Genomic DNA, 17012 nt, shown 5'->3' on the forward strand with positions numbered 1-17012 from the left:
CCGCGGTCTCGGCTGGCTTTCTTGACAGCCCCGGACCCGGCGCCTAAGTTTGCGCGGTTCCCGTCGACGGCCATTCATGCAACTCGAACCGATACTCAAGCCGGTTGAAGCCGACATGCGCGCCGTCGATGCGCTCATCCGGCGCCATCTCGACTCCGACGTGGTCCTGATCCGGACCCTCGCCGACTACATCATCGCCGGCGGCGGAAAGCGGCTGCGACCGGCAACCGTGCTGCTGGCGGCGCGCGCAGCCGGGTTCACCGGGAACGATGATCATCGTCTGCTCGCAGCCATCATCGAGTTCATCCATACCGCCACCCTGCTGCATGACGATGTGGTGGATGAATCCGGGCAGCGCCGCGGCCGGGATACCGCCAATGCCGTATGGGGCAACAGCGCCAGCGTCCTTACCGGCGATTTCCTCTATTCCCGCGCATTCCAGATGATGGTGGCGCTGGAACGCCCACAGGTAATGCAGGTGCTGGCCGATACCACCAACCGCATCGCCGAAGGCGAAGTGCTGCAGCTGATGAACGCCCACCGTGCCGACATCAGCGAATCCGATTACATGGATGTGGTGGATCGCAAGACCGCCAGCCTGTTCGCGGCCGGTTGCCGGCTCGGCGCCATGCTCGCCGACGCCCCGGTGGCACAGTCCGATGCCCTGGCGCGTTACGGCTGCCACCTCGGTATTGCGTTCCAGATCATGGATGACGCGCTTGATTACGACGCCACCGACAATGCCTTCGGCAAGAACGTCGGTGACGACCTCGCCGAAGGCAAGGCGACCCTCCCGCTGATCTGGGCCCTGAGCCAGGCCACCGATGACGATGCCAGCGCCCTGCGTCGCGCCATCGAGGACGGTGATTGCGGTCAACTCGAAGCCGTGCGATCCGCGATTGAATCCACCCGGGCGATGACATACACTCTCGCCCGCGCCGAGGACGAGGCAGCAAAGGCCAGAGCGGCCCTTGACCAGATTCCCGACTCGCCCTACAAACGCGCACTCTTGGAATTGGCCGATTTCGCTGTTCGGCGCAGTTTCTAGACTTCGGGGTATAGCTCAGCTTGGTAGAGCGCCATCTTCGGGAGGTGGAGGTCGTAGGTTCAAATCCTGCTACCCCGACCATATTCAGTGAGCCTGTCACTACCGACGAGTGACGCCGATTCCGAAGCGCTCACGCGCTTCCCGGTCGTAGGTTGATGCTCGCCATCCCTGACGAGCACCCTGCGGGCGGCGCCTGACGGCCCCGTCAACGCGGCAGTCCTGCCGCGTTCATCAAATCCTGCTACCCCGACCATATTCAGTGAATCTGTCACTACTAGACGAGTGACGCCGATTCCGAAGCGCTAACGCGGCTTCCTGGTCGTAGGTTGATGTTCGCCATCTCTGACGACCACCCTCCGGGCGACGCCTACCGGCGCCGTCAACGCGGCAGTCCTGCCGCGTTTATCGAATCCTGCTATACCCCGACCCTATTCGGTGAACTCTGCGCTCGCCTGCGTCACTGACTGGCAACTTCATCCGCGCAGAAAATTTGCCCGGTAGTGCGCCAGCTCCGCGATGGAGTCGCGGATGTCATCCATCGCCAGGTGCGCGCTGGTCTTGGTGAATCCGGCTGCCACGTCGGGCGCCCAGCGCCGTGCCAGCTCTTTGAGGGTGCTGACGTCGATATGGCGGTAGTGAAAGTAGCGCTGCAGCTCGGGCATGTAGCCGGCCAGAAATCGCCGATCCTGGCAGATACTGTTGCCACACATTGGCGACGCGCCGGCCGGCACCCACTTGGCAAGAAATTCGAGCGTCTGGCGCTCGGCTTCCGCCTCATCGATGCGGCTGGCCTGTACCCGCGCTACCAGGCCGGAGCCGTTGTGCTGGCGGGTGTTCCAGTCGTCCATGGCGTCGAGCACCGCATCGGGCTGGTGCACGGCCAGGATCGGGCCTTCGGCAAGCAGATTGAGCTGGGCATCGGTGACGGCGGTGGCAATTTCGATGATCAGGTCACTGGCCGGGTCCAGGCCGGTCATTTCGAGATCGATCCAGATCAGGTTGTCGGCACTGGGTTGCATGAATGCGGTCCCTTGTTGAAACAGTTCGGTCACGGTCGGCGGCGGGGCTGATGCCACCTTGCACAGGGTGTTAACTTAGCCCCGCATTCTACCGAGGACATTGCCATGAGTGATCTGGCACAACGCCGTTGCCAACCCTGCGAAGGCGGGGTCGCCCCCATGGATCGCGCAACCGCCGAGCAGCATTGCGGCGAGTTGTCGTCCAACTGGTCAATCAGCGATGACGCGAAGGCCATCCGGGGCGAGTTCACCTTCAAGAACTACTACCACACCACTGCGTTCGTGAATGCGGTGGCCTGGATTGCGCATACCGACGACCACCATCCGGACATCGCCTTCGGATACAAGAACTGCACCATTCATTACAGCACCCATTCCATCGGCGGCCTGTCGGAGAATGACTTCATCTGCGCCGCCAAGATCGACCGGCTGGTCGACGCGTCCTGAACAGCCGGCAGGAAGCGACCGTCCTGGCGGTGCACGGCCGCCGGGCGGTGGTGCGGCTGGCGGACGGCTCAAGCGCAGATGCACTGATCGGCAGTCGCGCGCTGACGCCGGTTGCGGGCGACCGGGTGGATATCGAGGTGGAAAGCGATCCACCCGGGCTGTGTCACATCCATCCGCGCCAGGGCTGCCTCTGGCGGCACGACACTCGACGCCACAAGCGCCTGCTGGCCAGCCACGTAGACCGCATGCTGGTGGTGGCGGCACCGAAACCCGGGATTAGTGCCGAGCAACTGGATCGTTACCTGGCGATCGCGTCAATCGACCGCATGCCGGCGTCAATCGTGCGTCACAAGGCCGATCTGCCCGATCCGGCCCTGGACGCGCGGCTCGACGAATTCCGGGCCCTGGGCTATCCGGTGCTGACCACCAGCGCCCAGACGGATGCCGGGCTCACCGAACTGGTGGCGCATATCGGCCGCGGCACCGCGGTGTTCGTGGGGCTGTCGGGCGCCGGCAAATCCTCGCTGACCGGCCGGCTGATTCCCGCCGCCCGGCCGCGGACGGGGACGCTGTCCGCCGGCAGCGGCGACGGTCGTCACACCACCACCACGACGCGCCTGTATCCGCTACCGGACGGTGGCGCGGTTCTGGATTCTCCCGGCGTGCGCGATATCCGGCTCTGGCCCATGGCGGCCACCGAGCTGATCCACGGGTTTCCGGAACTGGCGCGGGCGGCCGAACAGTGCCGATTCCGCGATTGCGCCCATGATGGCGAGCCGTGCTGTGCAGTGGCGCAGGCGGTCGAGGCGGGAACCATCTCGAACCGGCGGCTGGCCAGCTTCCGGCACTTGACCCATTACCTGGCCAGCGCCTGAGCCATCGGTCAGAGCTGGCGGCGCCCGGAAAACGCCTGCGCTAGCGTCCCGGCATCGACGTATTCGAGTTCGCCACCCACCGGCACACCGTGGGCAATGCGCGTCGCCGAGGCGCCGTGACGCGCCGCGAGATCGCCGATATAGCTGGCAGTGGCGTCGCCCTCGACGGTGGCGCCGGTGGCCAGGATCAGCTCCTTGACCTCGCCATCACGCAGGCGTTCGCGCAGCTGATCGAGGCCCAGCTCTTCCGGCCCGATGCCGTCGATGGGCGACAGGTGCCCCATCAACACGAAGTAGCGGCCGCGAAAGTCGGTGTTCTGTTCCACCGCCAGCACATCGGCCGGCGACTCCACCACGCAGAGCACCCGGGCGTCACGCCGGCTGGACCGGCAGATGTCGCAGATGTCGTCTTCGGCAAACATGCGGCATTGCCGGCAATGACCCACCCGCTCCAGCGCTTCGCCCAGCGCCTGGGCCAGTCGCTGCCCGCCCTGGCGCTCGCTCTGCAACAGATGAAAGGCCATGCGCTGCGCGGTCTTCTGGCCCACGCCGGGCAGAACGCGGAAGGCGTCGATCAACGCATCGAGTGCGGGGGCGAATGCCACGGAGCCGGCCCGCCTACATACCGGGGAAATTCATACCCGGCGGCAGATTCATGCCACCCGCCAGATCCGACATGCGCTCCTGCGTGGTGGTGCTGACCTTCTGCACCGCGTCGTTCATGGCAGCGGTGAGCAGGTCTTCCAGCAGTTCCCGGTCTTCCTCGAACACGCTGTCGTCGATATGCACCGAGCGGACCTCGTGCTTGCCGGTCATCACGATCTTCACCAGCCCGGCACCGGCCTCGCCGGTGATTTCCATGTTGGCCAGCTCGTCCTGGGCCTCCTGAACCTTGCCCTGCATTTCCTGGGCCTGCTGCATCAGTTTGCCGATGGAACCTTTCATTGGCCGCACCTCCGATTCATGGGATTTGTTCGTCACCACCGCCGTTGCGGGGTTCAATGGAATCTTCCTTGAGTTGCGCACCCAGCAGATTCTGCAGGGCATGCACGTTCGGATCCTCCGCCAGCGCGCGCGCCGCTTCACTGCGCCGCTCGGTCTGACGCACCTCGTCGCGCCGGGCCGGTGAGTCACCCACGTTATCGTCCCCCTCGCCAAGACTGAGCTCGAAACGGACCGAGTCGCCCAGTTCCCGGCGAATCCCTTCACGCAGTTGCCTGACGGCGCGATCGGTGCGCATGTGCTGCAGGGCAGACGGCAACGAGAGCACGACGGCCTCACCGTCCAGTTGCCGGCACATGCAGTTCCGGGCCAGTTCTGCGGTCATGCCGCGCAGGCCGAGCCGCGGAATCAGCCCTTCCCAGTTCGAGACGGGGTCCGCCTCGGTCGCTGGCGGCGGGTTCTCGGCCGGCATCGGTTCCGGTGATTCGGCCTTCTCGGCGGGCGGCGGTGCCGGCGAGCTGTTCCCGGATGGCGGCCGGGACGCAGGTGTCGTTGACGATGCCTGCGCGGCGCCGGAGATAGCCTGATCCGGCCCGGCCGCATCGGCAGGCCGGAAGGCAAGCATGCGCAGGCAGGTCATTTCCAGCCCGGTACGAGGGTCCGGCGCCCAGTCGAGATCGCGCCGGCCGGCCAGACAGATATCGTAATAGAGCTGGACATCCGCCGGGTCCAGCCGGTCGGCCAAGGTCCGGTAATCGTCGGGCGCGTCGATCCGGCTGTCCGGTACCAGTTGCAGCACGGCAATGCGATGCCAGGCCTCGGCCAGGGCATCGTGCAGGCCGGCGTAATCCGGCGCCCGCTCATCCAGGGTTTCCAGCGCCTGCCACAGGGCGGTGGCATCGCCCCGGGCGATGGCATCGAGCAGACCGCTGAGCCGTTCCACGCCGACGCTGCCGAGCAGTTCATGGACATCGGCGGTCCGCAGGGCCCCGCCCCCGAAGGCCACGGCCTGGTCGGTCAGCGACAGGGCGTCGCGCATGCTGCCGTCGGCGGCGCGGGCGATCGCCGTGATCGCACCGGATTCGGCATCAATCGACTCGATGCCGAGAATGCGTTCCAACTGGCCGCCAATATCAGCCAACGTGAGTCGTTTGAGCGGGAACTGCAGGCAACGTGACAGAATCGTGACCGGAATCTTCTGCGGGTCCGTAGTCGCCAGCAGGAACTGGATACGCGGCGGGGGCTCCTCGAGGGTCTTGAGCAGCGCATTGAATGCGTGCCGCGAGAGCATGTGCACCTCATCAATGAGATACACCTTCACCCGACCGCGGGTGGGTGCGTACTGGACGTTCTCCATCAGCTCGCGGGTGTCGTCCACCCCGGTGCGCGACGCGGCATCCACCTCGATCAGATCGACGAATCGCCCCTGATCGATTTCCGCACAGCTCTGGCAGGGATCATCGGTACAGGGACTGGCACCGCTGCTACGCTCGCAGTTCAGGCATTTGGCCAGGATCCGACCGAGCGTGGTCTTGCCAACCCCGCGGGTGCCGGAGAACAGCAACGCGTGATGCAGCTTGTCGGACGTCAGAGCATGCGACAGGGCCCGGACCACGTGATCCTGGCCGATCAGGTCCTCGAACCGGCGGGGCCGGTAGGTGCGCGCCAGGGCTTGATAGCTCATCTCACGGATGCCTCGGCATGACGACATCGCCCGCCGCCCCGGGCCGAATCGCAAAAATGGCGGCGGACCGCGCCAGCCACACCCCGGCGCCCGATGCCGCCGCTGCCGCTGCTCCCTTCCGGGCCTGACGGGGTTCACGGCGTCTCGTCGCGGGGGGACCGACGCGGACCACCATTGCCTGTTGCGGGGCGCGCGGATTGCCGGAACACCCGTAGGCATCCGGCCGTGCGCCGGCCGCGGATCGATCGTCGTACTGCGACCGATCAGGGAAATGGCGGAGAGGGAGGGATTCGAACCCTCGGTACGGGGTTACCGCACACACGCTTTCCAGGCGTGCTCCTTCGACCGCTCGGACACCTCTCCAGTTCGGCGTAATCGTTACTCCAGTCGTCGTTCGCACATCCCTGTGCTCACTAAATTCTCACGCTATCCGGGGATGCGTCCTGCATCCCGTTTGACCGGCGCGAGCCGTGCTCGCGCTATCTCGGTCAAACCCGCTCGGACACCTCTCCAGTTCGGCGTAATCGTTACTCCAGTCGTCGTTCGCACATCCCTGTGCTCACTAGATTCACACGCTATCCGGGGATGCGTCCTGCATCCCGTTCGACCGGCGCGCATTCTAGCAGAGCCGGATCAGCCCCGAGCATCCTCCATCCGGGGCGGAGACACCAGGCAGCGGCGGGTGTCCTCGACCGCCTCCTCGTCGTCTTCGTCCGGCGGGAACGCACCCACCGGGCCGTTCCCGGCAACTTCCGGGATCGCCAAGTTGGGATCGGGCTCCGGCGCCTGCATCCCGGGCGGCACCCGCAGCGGCGGAAATACTTCGGCCGTGTGATATGGCTGGTCATTCAGGCAGGCCGGGCCCGTGCAGGCCGCGAACAGCGGCAGCAGCAGGGTCAGAGTCAGCATCCGGATCACGTTATCGCTCCCACATTGCGCAGCGCCTCACGGACAGATTCGTGAAAACGCTCTTCCAACGGCGTCATCGGCAGCCGGATGCCGGGGCCGATCCGCCCCATTTCGTACAGCGCCCATTTCACCGGAATCGGGTTGGGCTCCAGAAACAGCGCCGTATGCAGCCATTGCAGGGTAGCATCCAGCTTCTCAGCGGTTTCCCGTTCGCCATTGATGGCAGCGGTGCACATCTCGTGCATCAACCGTGGCGCGACATTGGCGGTTACCGAAATGTCGCCCTTGCCACCCACCAACATGGACTCCATCGCCGTACCGTCGTCGCCGGAGAAGATCATCAGATCATCGCCGCAACGCTGGATCAGTTCGTGAATGCGCTCGAGTGAGCCCTTAGCTTCCTTCAGCGCCACGATGTTGTCGATGGCAGCCAGCCGTTCCACCGTTTCCGGCAGCATGTCCACCCCGGTGCGCGACGGCACGTTGTAGAGCACCTGCGGAATGTCCACCGCCATGGCAAGTGCATGGAAATGCCGGTAGAGGCCCTCCTGGGTGGGCTTGTTGTAGTAGGGACAGACCAGTAGACAGGCGTCGGCGCCCGCACGCTTGGCGTGGCGCGTCAGGCGGATGGCCTCGTCGGTGGCGTTACCGCCGGTACCGGCAATCACCGGCAGACGGCCGTCCACCAGTTCGACCACCCGCTCGATCACCTCGTCGTGCTCGCGAAAACCCAGGGTTGCGGATTCCCCGGTCGTGCCCACAGCCACAATGCCATCGGTGCCCTCGGCGATGTGCCAGTCCACCAGGTCACCCAGACTGTCCCAGTCCACGGTGCCATCGGCGTGCATCGGCGTTACCAGGGCAACCATGCTCCCGCCCAGTGCCACCATTGCCTCTCCTGCCGCGAAAAACGGGCGGCGAGTATAACGCAGGCACGGCGTATTCGGGTCCGTTCAGGTCGGCCCGGTGCTATCATCGGCTTCTTTGGGGCCAGCCACCGGGAAGGGCATGCCGGAAGTCCGAAAATATCTCGCGCTGACAGCGCTGGGGGCGCATCGTGAGACGCTGACCGCCGACCTCATAAGCGCAGTGGAAAAGCGCGGCTGCGACATCGTGGAATGCCGCCTGGCGCCGCTGGGCCGCCAGGTGACTGCCGCGCTTCTGATCGCCGGCAACTGGAGCGCGCTGGGCAAACTCGAAAGCGCCCTGCCCGGCCTGGCCGAACAGCTCGACCTCCAACTTCACTACGCCCATACCGAGAACCCCGACCTGGCGCCCGATTTCCGCCCCTATGCCGCCGAGGTCTCGGCGCCCCAGCAATCGGGACTGCTGGGCGAACTGGTGGGATTCTTTCACGGCCAGGGCGCGCGGGTGGTGGAAATCACCAGCCAGGGTTACGACTCCGGCTACACCGGCGGGGCCATGTGCGGGGTGCATATTGCGCTGCAGGTTCCGATGACCCAGCATCCGCAGACGCTACGGGAATCCTTCATGGACCTGTGCGACGACCTGCACGCCGACGGCATGCTCGACCCGATCAAGTCCTGACCCAGCCTCTCCGACCAAGCCACTATGAGCGAACTGCTTGACCGACCCGCGCCGGATATCACCCTGCCCGCCACCGGTGACCAGTCCCTCTCGCTGGCCGACCTGCGCGGCCAGGTCGTGGTGCTGTACTTCTACCCACGGGACAACACGCCCGGCTGTACCCGCGAGGGCGAGGCCTTCCGCGACCGCTACGAGCAGTTCCGGCAGGCCGGCGCCGAGGTTCTTGGCGTATCCCGCGATACCGTGCAGAAGCATGAGAACTTCCGCGCCAAGTACGATTTCCCCTTTCATCTGCTGGCCGATACCGAGGAAACCGCCTGCCGGGCCTTCGGTGTACTTCGCGAAAAGATGATGTACGGCCGCAAGTCGATCGGCATCGAACGGTCGACCTTTCTGATCGACGACCAGGGCGTTGTCCGCCGCGAATGGCGGGGCGTGTCGGTCAAGGGCCATGCCGACGAGGTGCTGCAGGCGATCGCAGACCTCTAGGCCCGCTTCACCGTCAATCCACCACTGCCGAGTGCTTGCCTCATGGCGCGCCGCGTATTCGTTCTTGATACCAACGTGCTGATGCACGATCCCGCCGCTCTGTTCCGTTTCGAGGAACACGACATCTTCCTGCCGATGGTGGTGCTCGAGGAGCTGGACGCCGGCAAGAAGGGTCTGTCGGAGGTGGCCCGCAACGTCCGCCAAGTCAGTCGCTTCCTTGATGAGCTGATGCAGGGCTGCTCGCATGCGGATATCGAGGCCGGGATTCCGCTAAGCCCCCTCACCCGCAGCGGTGAGAACGGTGATACGCCGGTGGCCTGGGGCCGGCTGTATTTCGAGACCCACAACCCCTCGGCCGAGCTACCGACGGTACTGCCCGGCAGCAAGGCCGACAACAGCATCCTGCTGAGCGCCCTGTCACTACGGGCAGAACAGCGCGAGCGCGAGGTGGTACTGGTGTCCAAGGACATCAACCTCCGGATCAAGGCTGCGGTGATCGGTATCGACGCCGAGGATTACTACAACGACAAGGTCCTCGAAGACCTGGATTTGCTCTATACCGGCGCCGCCACCCTGCCCCCCGACTTCTGGGAACAGCATGGCGATTCGCTCGACTCCTGGCAGGAAGGGGCCCGCACCTTCTACCGGGTGACGGGCGAAGACACCCGCGAGTGGATCAGCAACCAGTGTCTGCATTTCGACGCCGAAAACGACGTCGAGCTGATCGTGCGCGACCGTGACCAGGACGGTGCCACCCTGGCGCTGGCCGACGATTACCGCGAGGGGCGGAAAGCCGTCTGGGGCGTGAACGCCCGCAACAGTGAGCAGAACTTCGCTCTGAACCTGCTGATGGATCCGGACATCGACATCGTCACCCTGCTCGGCGCGGCCGGTACCGGCAAGACCCTGCTGGCTCTTGCCGCCGGCCTGGCCCAGACCATGGACGAACAACGCTACCGCGAGATCGTGATGACCCGCGTGACGGTCCCCGTGGGGGACGACATCGGATTCCTGCCGGGCACCGAGGAAGAGAAGATGACGCCCTGGATGGGCGCGCTGATGGACAACCTGGAAGTGCTGACCGGCAATCAGGAGGGGTCGGACTGGGAACGGGCCGCCACCAACGAGCTACTGGCCAAGCGCATCAAGATCCGCTCGGTGAACTTCATGCGCGGCCGCACCTTCCTGCACCGATACATTATCCTGGACGAGGCGCAGAACCTGACACCCAAGCAGATGAAAACCCTCATCACCCGGGCCGGCCCCGGCAGCAAGATCGTCTGTCTGGGCAATCTGGCCCAGATCGACACCCCCTACCTCACCGAAACCACGTCCGGTCTGACCAACGTGGTCGACCGTTTCCGCGGCTGGGAACATGCCGGCCACATCACCCTCGCCCGCGGCGAGCGCTCGCGGCTGGCCGATTACGCGTCGCAGGCGCTGTAGGCACTGATCGCAGCGTTGTTACAGGTAACCTCGCGGGCTAAACGCAAAGCCGAAAAGCCGTTCGCATCATCACCCCTTCGTGATTCTTGCGACCTTGGCGGTGTCGTGAGCGACAACCGCAAAGGGCGCAAAAGACGCAAAGCCGGAAAACAATTCCATTAATCACCCCTTTGCGCTCTTCGCGACCTTTGCGGTTCCAGCGACAGGCACCCGGATTCATGCAGGCGCTCATGACGCCGCGTCAGAGGTTTCGGGGAGTGACCGCGGCCAGGCATTGATCACGGCATTGACCAGGGTGGCCAGCGGGATGGCGAAGAACACCCCCCAGAAGCCCCAGACGCCGCCGAAGAACAGTACCGCGGCGATGATCACCACCGGATGCAGACTGACGGCTTCTGAAAACAGCACCGGCACCAGCACGTTGCCATCCAGGATTTGCAGCACGATATAGGCGATCAGCACGTACAGCGTGTAGGCGGTCGGCCCCCATTGGGAATAGGCCACCAGCATCACCGGCAGGGTCATGAAGAAGGCACCAATGTAGGGCACCAGCACCGACAGCCCCACCAATGCCGACAGCAGCATGGCGTACTTCAGACCGAGTATGGAAAACACGACGTACGCCACGATCCACACGAGCGCAATCTCGACCGCCTTGCCGCGGACATAGTTGGCCAGCTGCAGATCGACCTCGCTCCAGACCTGGCGCACGAGGCCTTCGTTGCGGGGTCCGAAGCGGCGCAGCCAGGCCAGAATGGCGCCCTTGTCGCTGAGCAGGAAGAAAACCAGCAGTGGCACCAGCACCAGGTAGACCGCCAGATAAAGCAGGCTCACGCCCACCACCACCGACCGCGATACCACCACCTGGCGCAGGGAACCGACATCCCGGGTGGCGGCGTTCATGACCGCGTCGACCTGTTCCTTGGTGATCAGGGCCGGATAGCGTTCCGGCAGCCCCTCCAGCCAGTTCTGGATGCTGCCGACGACCGCCGGTACGTCCTGGAGAATCTGCACCACCTGCCGGGCCAGCAGCGGCACCAGCGCGAATGCGCTCAGCAGCACCGCCAGCAGTAGTACCAGCGAGACCATCCCAGCGCCGGCGCGGCGCGGCACCCGCCAGCGTTCCAGCCGCGCCACCGGCCCTTCCAGCAGGTAGGCGAAAACCACCGCCGCGAAAACCGGCGCCAGATAGCCGCCGAAGAACACTACCAGCAGGATACCGCCGCCCAGCAACAGCGACAGCGTGACCACCTGGGGATCGGAAAAGTGGCGGGAAAACCAGTCTCTTATGATGTTCATCGCAGTGACTCGGGTCGCTGTCCATGCTCGCCGGGGGCCGGACCGAACCGGGGATTGAACCGGCACCGAAATCGGGCGTCAAACCCGGTACCATTATGCCGTGCCGTCAGCGGAAACATCCTAGTGCGTCCCGTGTTCCTTTTCTTTCTAAGTCTGGGGCTGACCGTCTGCACGATGGCCAGCGCCGCCGATTACGACCTGCCGTCGATCGGCCAGCCGGCGGATACCGTGATGTCCCCGGCAGAGGAAGATCGCATCGGCCGTCAGGTGGTGTCGCAACTTCTCAAGAACGGCGCCATTCTGGACGATCCCGAGCTTTCCGCCTATCTGCGCAGCGTCGGCACCCGGCTGGCGTTGCAGACCCGTAGCCAACCGGACGATTTCGAGTTCTTTCTAATCAACAGCCAGCAGGTTAACGCGTTCGCGTTGCCCGGTGGTTATATCGGCATGAATGCCGGTCTGATCATGGAATCGGAGACGGAAAGCGAGATGGCCGGCGTGATGGCCCACGAAATAGCCCATGTCACCCAGCGCCACATCGCCCGCCAGATCCAGGCCACCCAGGGCATGTCGATCGCCACGGCCGCTGCCATGCTGCTGGCCATCATCGCCGGCGGCGGCAACCCGGCGGTGGTCCAGGCCGCCATCACCATGGGCATCTCCGGCATGGGGCAACAGCAGATCAACTTTACCCGCGCACACGAACTGGAAGCGGACCGACTGGGCATCCGAACGCTCGCCGGCGCCGGCTATAACCCGAACGGCATGGGCAGCTTCTTCGAGAAGATGGAGCGTCGCTCCCGCCTCTACGGCAACCAATTGCCGGAAATTCTGCTGACCCATCCGATCAGCACCACGCGTATCGCCGAAGCTCGCTCCCGGGCGCGCGACTACGGTTCCGGCAACATGCAGGAATCGGATCGCTACCGACTCATGCGGGCCCGGGCCCGGGTACTGTCCAGCAGCCAGCCGACCGATTCGCTGGCCTATTACCAGGGACAGCGCAATGGCGATCAGGCCCACCCGGCGGACGACTATGGCTATGCCCTGGCACTGTCACGCGTCGGCCGAAGCGAGGCCGCTCGCGATATTCTCGCCAACCTGACCGAGAAGACCGGCACGGCACATCCGCACTTCGCCCTGGCCCTGGCCCAGACACAGTTCGAAACCGGAGAGGATGACGCCGCCTTGGCAACACTCGACCAGCTCCGGCGGGAGTACTCCTCCTACCGGCCGGTAATCCTTGCCTATGGCAAGGCGCTGCTGCGGACCAACCAGCCGGCCGAAACCCGCGCCTTTCTGCTTGACCAGAGCAGCATGCTCAACCGCGATCCCCACCTGCATCAGTTGCTGGCACGCGCGGCCGATGAGATGGACCAGCCGGAAGAGGCTTATTACCAGGAAGCCGAGGCGCATCGGCTGCGTGGCGAATACGGCGCCGCCATATTCAAGCTGCGCTCGGCGCTGGAACTACCGGATCTGAGCAGCCAGGCCGAATCCCGGATCCAGGCGGCGCTCAGCCGCTTCCGTCAGCAGTGCGATCGGCTCTGGTCCGAAAGCGAATGCCGAAAGCGAATCGAGGGTGTAGTCGGGCGGCGAGACTGGTAGCCGTATAAATCAGGGAATCCGTGGTCAGACAGCCGGGCGCAGATCGCGCACCGGCGCCATGCTGTTCCAGAGCTTGCAGCTGGGACATTGCCAGTGCAGATACCGTCCGGAGAACCCGCAGTGGCCGCAGTGATAGCGCGGCTGCTGCTCCATGATCTGCTGCAGCGACTGACGCAGACTTTCCAGCGGCCCCGACAGCCCGGAACGTGAATCGGTCGAGGTCAGGTCCAGCAGGTGATAGAACCCCATCCAGCTGGGCTCGCCCTGGAGATAATCGGCCAGAAAGGCGATGGCGCCGTCACTGTCGCCTTCCCGCTGCATCAGTCTGGCCATGGCGATGGAAGGCGCCGCCCCCGGATAACGCGGGATGATCTGCTCCAGCAGCTTGCGATACCCGTCCGGCTGGCTAAGGACCTCGTGGCAGCGCCGCAGGGGCTCGATGATTTCGGTCACGAAATCGATATCCTGACGAATCACCTGCCGGTAGGCCTTGATCGCTGCGGTGTGATCATCCGCGGCTTCGGCGATCTCGCCCCGCAGCAGGCTGGCGCGCACGCAGTCGCGGTACTCGTGGCGGGCACGGCCGAGATGGCTGAGGGCAGCATCGGCATCGCCGGATTCGCGAGCCGCTTCCGCCATTTCGCAGTGATACTGGGCGATCACCGGCCGCAGCGCCTGCCCCCGGGCGGATTCCAGCCGACGGGTGGTTTCGATCGCCTGGCGCCAGTCCCGCTCGGCCTCGTAGATCGACAACAGCCCCACCAGCGAACGTTCCAGGAACATGCCCTGATCCACCAGTTCGCGGAACAGGTCCTCCGCCCGGTCGAGCACCCCGGCGCGCAGATAGTCCTGTGCCAGTTCGAACCGGGCCTGGTTGCGATGGATGGCCTTCAGATTGGGCCGGGCCACCAGGTTCTGGTGGACCCGCAATGCGCGGTCGACTTCGCCCTGCCGGCGGAACAGATTGCCCAGCGCGAGGTGGGTCTCGACCGTCTCGTTGTCCACCTCGAGCAGCCGCATGAAGACCTCGATGGCCTTGTCGGCGTCCTCGTTAACCAGATGGCTGATGCCCCGCAGATAGTCGGCGTGGACGACCGGCGGATTCTCCTCGGCCGGGCGAAAGCGCCCGCGCAGGTACCAGCCCGACGCCGCTGCCAGCGGCAGCAGCAGAAGGACCAGCCAGAGTCCGTCAAGCATCGTGTATGGGCATGCTCCGCAGGTTGCGGATCTCGGTGCGCGCGTCCTTCAGGCCGCGCTGCGTCCTTGCCAGCTCCCGCCGCAACCCCATCATGCGACCGAGCAACAGCAGCAGCGCAATGGCGAAACCGAGTGCGAAGTCCAGGATCAGGACCACGACCAGGGGCACTCGCGCGTCGCTGAACAGCAGATCGACGGTCACCAGCTGGAAATTGAAGAACCCGAAGGTCACGCCCAGTACCAGGGCGGCCACGAGAACGAGATTGCGGAGCAGTCGGAGCATGCGAGGAAACCCGTGAGGCCTAGCCAAACCAGCACCGGATTGTAGCAGCCGTGCCGGCGATCCAGCGGGAGGGTCAGGGGCCGCCGTTGACGCGCTCGCGCAACTCCTTGCCGGGTTTGAAGTGGGGCACGTACTTCTCGGGAATATCCACGGACTCACCCGTCTTCGGGTTGCGTCCGACGCGTGCCGGACGATGGTGCACAGAAAAGCTGCCGAAGCCGCGTATTTCGATGCGCCCGCCGATTTCCAGCGCGTTGGCCACGCGATCCAGCACCAGCTTGACCGCCAACTCCACATCTCGGTGCCCGAGATGCGTCTGGCTGGCCACCAAGCGCTCGATCAGTTCGGATTTTGTCATCGAAGCCCCGCCAATATTGCTCCCATCTTGTTCGAGGCTAGACCAAATACCGGGCACCGACAAGCGGTGCCCGGTCAAGCACTTAAAGGAACCCGGGAGTCCCGACTACTCCCGGTCGCCCATCTGCTCCTTGAGCAGATCGCCGAGGCTGGTGGTACCGGTGGTGTTCTCGGTATCGCCGTACTCGCGCAGCGCTTCCTTTTCTTCCTTTTCTTCCTTGGCCTTGATCGACAGGCTGACCGTGCGGTTCTTGCGGTCCAGACCCATGAAGCGGGCTTCGACTTCCTCACCCTGCGACAGCACGCTGCGAGCATCCTCGACCCGGTCGCGGGCGATATCCGAGGCACGGATATAGCCGGAAATGTCGTCGGTCAGCTGCACCGTGGCGCCCTTGGCATCCACTTCGGTGATGGTGCCGGTCACGATGGTGCCCTTGGGATGGGCGGCCACGAAATCGGACAGCGGATCCTGGGCCAGCTGCTTGACGCCCAGCGAGATGCGCTCGCGGTCGGAGTCAATGGAAAGCACCACGGCTTCCACTTCCTCGCCCTTACGGTAGTTGCGCACGGCATCCTCGCCCGGTTCGTTCCAGGACAGATCCGACAGATGCACCAGGCCATCGATGCCGCCCGGCAGGCCGACGAAAATACCGAAGTCGGTAATCGACTTGATCTGGCCGGAGACGGTGTCGCCCTTCTGGTGATTCTGCGAGAAATCGTCCCAGGGGTTGGCACGGCACTGCTTCATGCCCAGCGAGATGCGGCGACGCTCCTCGTCGATCTCGAGCACCATGACCTCGACTTCCTCGCCGACATCCACCACGGCACCCGGGTTGACGTTCTTGTTGGTCCAGTCCATTTCGGACACGTGCACCAGACCCTCGACGCCTTCCTCGATCTCGACGAAGGAGCCGTAATCGGTGATGTTGGTGACATTGCCGAACAGGCGGGTGTTCTCCGGGTAGCGGCGGGCGATGTTGACCCAGGGATCGTCGCCCAGCTGCTTCAGGCCCAGCGACACGCGGGTGCGTTCGCGGTCGAACTTGAGTACCTTGACCTCGATTTCGGCGCCGACTTCCACCACCTCGGACGGATCCTTGACCCGCTTCCAGGACATGTCGGTAATGTGCAGCAGACCGTCGATGCCGCCCAGGTCCACGAACGCGCCGTAGTCGACCAGGTTCTTGACGATGCCCTTGAGGACCACGCCTTCCTGCAGGGTCTCCAGCAGCTGCTTGCGCTCCTCGCTGTATTCTTCCTGCAGCACGTCGCGGCGCGAAACCACCACGTTGTTGCGGGCGCGATCCAGCTTGATCACGCGGAACTCGAGCGGCTTGCCTTCCAGGTAGGTGGTGTCGCGCACCGGACGCACATCCACCAGCGACCCCGGCAGGAACGCGCGGACATTGCCCACGTCCACCGTGTAGCCGCCCTTGACCTTGCCGCTGATGGTGCCGGCCACCGACTCGCTCTTTTCGTAGGCAGTGTTGAGGAAATCCCAGGTGCGGATACGTTCCGCCTTTTCCTTCGACAGCCGGGTGGCGCCGAAGCCGTCCTCAACCGCTTCCAGAGCGACCTCGACCTGGTCGCCCACGTTGATCGAGAGTTCGCCGCGCTCGTCGTAGAACTCCTCAATGGGGATGACGCCCTCGGACTTCAGTCCGGCATCGACGATGACCACGTCGGACTTGATTTCCAGCACCTCGGCATCGACCAGCGATCCGGGGAGCATGGTCTGCCCCTTGAGGCTTTGTTCAAATAGCTCGGCAAAACTTTCAGTCATGGTTGAGGAAAATTCCTACGGCCTCCGGCGAATGCGGGTCGTTGCCCGGCGGGCGAAGTGCCGTGTTGTTGTGTGAAA

18 protein-coding genes, 2 tRNA genes and 1 other RNA gene are annotated in these 17012 nt (G+C 64.5%); 8 read left to right on the forward strand and 13 right to left on the reverse strand.

Annotated features, from left to right (window positions below; genetic code table 11):
• Positions 1–76: 76 nt before the first annotated feature.
• Both RM532_RS10695 and RM532_RS10700 read left to right on the forward strand, forming a co-directional pair.
• Positions 77–1048, forward strand: coding sequence for a polyprenyl synthetase family protein (locus tag RM532_RS10695; protein WP_311653320.1), 972 nt, complete (start codon positions 77–79; stop codon positions 1046–1048).
• A 4-nt stretch (positions 1049–1052) separates the two neighbouring features.
• Positions 1053–1129, forward strand: a tRNA-Pro gene (locus RM532_RS10700).
• Between the two features lie 392 nt (positions 1130–1521).
• On the opposite strand, the gene orn is transcribed toward RM532_RS10700, so the two are convergent.
• Complete coding sequence (gene orn / locus RM532_RS10705; RefSeq protein WP_311653321.1) at positions 1522–2067, reverse strand: oligoribonuclease; 546 nt, start codon at positions 2065–2067, stop codon at positions 1522–1524.
• 105 nt (positions 2068–2172) lie between these two features.
• Here orn and RM532_RS10710 point away from each other — a divergent pair, with 105 nt between their 5' ends.
• Complete coding sequence (locus RM532_RS10710; RefSeq protein WP_311653322.1) at positions 2173–2514, forward strand: 4a-hydroxytetrahydrobiopterin dehydratase; 342 nt, start codon at positions 2173–2175, stop codon at positions 2512–2514.
• A 29-nt stretch (positions 2515–2543) separates the two neighbouring features.
• Positions 2544–3389, forward strand: a complete 846-nt coding sequence (gene rsgA / locus RM532_RS10715; protein WP_311653323.1) for a ribosome small subunit-dependent GTPase A — start codon at positions 2544–2546, stop codon at positions 3387–3389.
• 8 nt (positions 3390–3397) lie between these two features.
• On the opposite strand, the gene recR is transcribed toward rsgA, so the two are convergent.
• The 7 genes from recR to dapA all read right to left on the reverse strand — a co-directional run bounded on the left by recR (position 3398) and on the right by dapA (position 7814).
• Positions 3398–3994 (reverse strand): recombination mediator RecR, encoded by a 597-nt coding sequence (gene recR / locus RM532_RS10720; RefSeq protein WP_311653324.1) that lies wholly within the window; start codon positions 3992–3994, stop codon positions 3398–3400.
• 13 nt (positions 3995–4007) lie between these two features.
• Positions 4008–4334, reverse strand: a complete 327-nt coding sequence (locus RM532_RS10725) for a YbaB/EbfC family nucleoid-associated protein (RefSeq protein WP_349255306.1) — start codon at positions 4332–4334, stop codon at positions 4008–4010.
• Between the two features lie 16 nt (positions 4335–4350).
• Positions 4351–6015 (reverse strand): DNA polymerase III subunit gamma/tau, encoded by a 1665-nt coding sequence (gene dnaX / locus RM532_RS10730; protein WP_311653326.1) that lies wholly within the window; start codon positions 6013–6015, stop codon positions 4351–4353.
• A gap of 73 nt (positions 6016–6088) precedes the next feature.
• Positions 6089–6179, reverse strand: an RNA gene (gene ffs / locus RM532_RS10735) — signal recognition particle sRNA small type.
• 108 nt (positions 6180–6287) lie between these two features.
• A tRNA-Ser gene (locus RM532_RS10740) sits at positions 6288–6378 on the reverse strand.
• 270 nt (positions 6379–6648) lie between these two features.
• Entirely contained in the window at positions 6649–6924 is a 276-nt protein-coding gene (locus RM532_RS10745) for a hypothetical protein (protein ID WP_311653327.1), read from the reverse strand.
• Between the two features lie 5 nt (positions 6925–6929).
• A complete protein-coding gene (dapA, locus tag RM532_RS10750) occupies positions 6930–7814 on the reverse strand; it encodes a 4-hydroxy-tetrahydrodipicolinate synthase (protein WP_311653328.1) in 885 nt (294 codons plus the stop codon).
• A 118-nt stretch (positions 7815–7932) separates the two neighbouring features.
• On the opposite strand from dapA, the gene RM532_RS10755 reads away from it, so the two are divergent.
• From RM532_RS10755 to RM532_RS10765, 3 genes are read left to right on the forward strand one after another with little or no spacing between them, the layout of a single operon-like run.
• Entirely contained in the window at positions 7933–8472 is a 540-nt protein-coding gene (locus tag RM532_RS10755; protein ID WP_311653329.1) for a glycine cleavage system transcriptional repressor, read from the forward strand.
• 24 nt (positions 8473–8496) lie between these two features.
• Positions 8497–8961 (forward strand): peroxiredoxin, encoded by a 465-nt coding sequence (locus RM532_RS10760; RefSeq protein ID WP_311653330.1) that lies wholly within the window; start codon positions 8497–8499, stop codon positions 8959–8961.
• Positions 8962–9003: 42 nt separating this feature from the next.
• A complete protein-coding gene (locus tag RM532_RS10765; protein ID WP_311653331.1) occupies positions 9004–10407 on the forward strand; it encodes a PhoH family protein in 1404 nt (467 codons plus the stop codon).
• A 228-nt stretch (positions 10408–10635) separates the two neighbouring features.
• Here RM532_RS10765 and RM532_RS10770 read toward each other — a convergent pair whose 3' ends face one another.
• Positions 10636–11706, reverse strand: coding sequence for an AI-2E family transporter (locus RM532_RS10770; RefSeq protein WP_311653332.1), 1071 nt, complete (start codon positions 11704–11706; stop codon positions 10636–10638).
• A 123-nt stretch (positions 11707–11829) separates the two neighbouring features.
• On the opposite strand from RM532_RS10770, the gene RM532_RS10775 reads away from it, so the two are divergent.
• On the forward strand, positions 11830–13314 hold the full coding sequence (locus RM532_RS10775) for a beta-barrel assembly-enhancing protease (RefSeq protein ID WP_311653333.1): 1485 nt from the start codon (positions 11830–11832) through the stop codon (positions 13312–13314).
• A 24-nt stretch (positions 13315–13338) separates the two neighbouring features.
• Here RM532_RS10775 and lapB read toward each other — a convergent pair whose 3' ends face one another.
• The 4 genes from lapB to rpsA all read right to left on the reverse strand — a co-directional run bounded on the left by lapB (position 13339) and on the right by rpsA (position 16934).
• A complete protein-coding gene (lapB, locus tag RM532_RS10780; RefSeq protein WP_311653335.1) occupies positions 13339–14511 on the reverse strand; it encodes a lipopolysaccharide assembly protein LapB in 1173 nt (390 codons plus the stop codon).
• Positions 14504–14794 carry a lipopolysaccharide assembly protein LapA domain-containing protein gene (locus tag RM532_RS10785; protein ID WP_311653336.1) on the reverse strand — a complete coding sequence of 97 codons (291 nt, stop codon included), beginning with the start codon at positions 14792–14794 and terminating at the stop codon, positions 14504–14506. Before RM532_RS10785 ends, lapB begins: the two co-directional genes overlap by 8 nt.
• A 73-nt stretch (positions 14795–14867) precedes the next feature.
• Positions 14868–15152: an integration host factor subunit beta gene (locus RM532_RS10790; RefSeq protein WP_311653337.1), complete on the reverse strand. Its 285-nt coding sequence runs from the start codon at positions 15150–15152 to the stop codon at positions 14868–14870.
• Between the two features lie 105 nt (positions 15153–15257).
• Complete coding sequence (rpsA, locus tag RM532_RS10795) at positions 15258–16934, reverse strand: 30S ribosomal protein S1 (protein WP_311653338.1); 1677 nt, start codon at positions 16932–16934, stop codon at positions 15258–15260.
• Positions 16935–17012 lie beyond the last annotated feature (78 nt).

Origin of the sequence: Spectribacter hydrogenoxidans, from assembly GCF_031846275.1 — a bacterium.
GTDB lineage: Bacteria > Pseudomonadota > Gammaproteobacteria > Nevskiales > Salinisphaeraceae > Spectribacter > Spectribacter hydrogenoxidans.

Coding starts and splice junctions, on each gene's coding strand:
- RM532_RS10695 (WP_311653320.1), top strand. CDS start 77: ATGCAACTCGAACCGATACTCAAGCCGGTTGAAGCCGACATGCGCGCC.
- orn (WP_311653321.1), bottom strand. CDS start 2,067: ATGCAACCCAGTGCCGACAACCTGATCTGGATCGATCTCGAAATGACC.
- RM532_RS10710 (WP_311653322.1), top strand. CDS start 2,173: ATGAGTGATCTGGCACAACGCCGTTGCCAACCCTGCGAAGGCGGGGTC.
- RM532_RS10725 (WP_349255306.1), bottom strand. CDS start 4,334: ATGAAAGGTTCCATCGGCAAACTGATGCAGCAGGCCCAGGAAATGCAG.
- dnaX (WP_311653326.1), bottom strand. CDS start 6,015: ATGAGCTATCAAGCCCTGGCGCGCACCTACCGGCCCCGCCGGTTCGAG.
- RM532_RS10745 (WP_311653327.1), bottom strand. CDS start 6,924: ATGCTGACTCTGACCCTGCTGCTGCCGCTGTTCGCGGCCTGCACGGGC.
- dapA (WP_311653328.1), bottom strand. CDS start 7,814: ATGGTGGCACTGGGCGGGAGCATGGTTGCCCTGGTAACGCCGATGCAC.
- RM532_RS10755 (WP_311653329.1), top strand. CDS start 7,933: ATGCCGGAAGTCCGAAAATATCTCGCGCTGACAGCGCTGGGGGCGCAT.
- RM532_RS10760 (WP_311653330.1), top strand. CDS start 8,497: ATGAGCGAACTGCTTGACCGACCCGCGCCGGATATCACCCTGCCCGCC.
- RM532_RS10765 (WP_311653331.1), top strand. CDS start 9,004: ATGGCGCGCCGCGTATTCGTTCTTGATACCAACGTGCTGATGCACGAT.
- RM532_RS10770 (WP_311653332.1), bottom strand. CDS start 11,706: ATGAACATCATAAGAGACTGGTTTTCCCGCCACTTTTCCGATCCCCAG.
- lapB (WP_311653335.1), bottom strand. CDS start 14,511: ATGCTTGACGGACTCTGGCTGGTCCTTCTGCTGCTGCCGCTGGCAGCG.
- RM532_RS10785 (WP_311653336.1), bottom strand. CDS start 14,794: ATGCTCCGACTGCTCCGCAATCTCGTTCTCGTGGCCGCCCTGGTACTG.
- RM532_RS10790 (WP_311653337.1), bottom strand. CDS start 15,152: ATGACAAAATCCGAACTGATCGAGCGCTTGGTGGCCAGCCAGACGCAT.
- rpsA (WP_311653338.1), bottom strand. CDS start 16,934: ATGACTGAAAGTTTTGCCGAGCTATTTGAACAAAGCCTCAAGGGGCAG.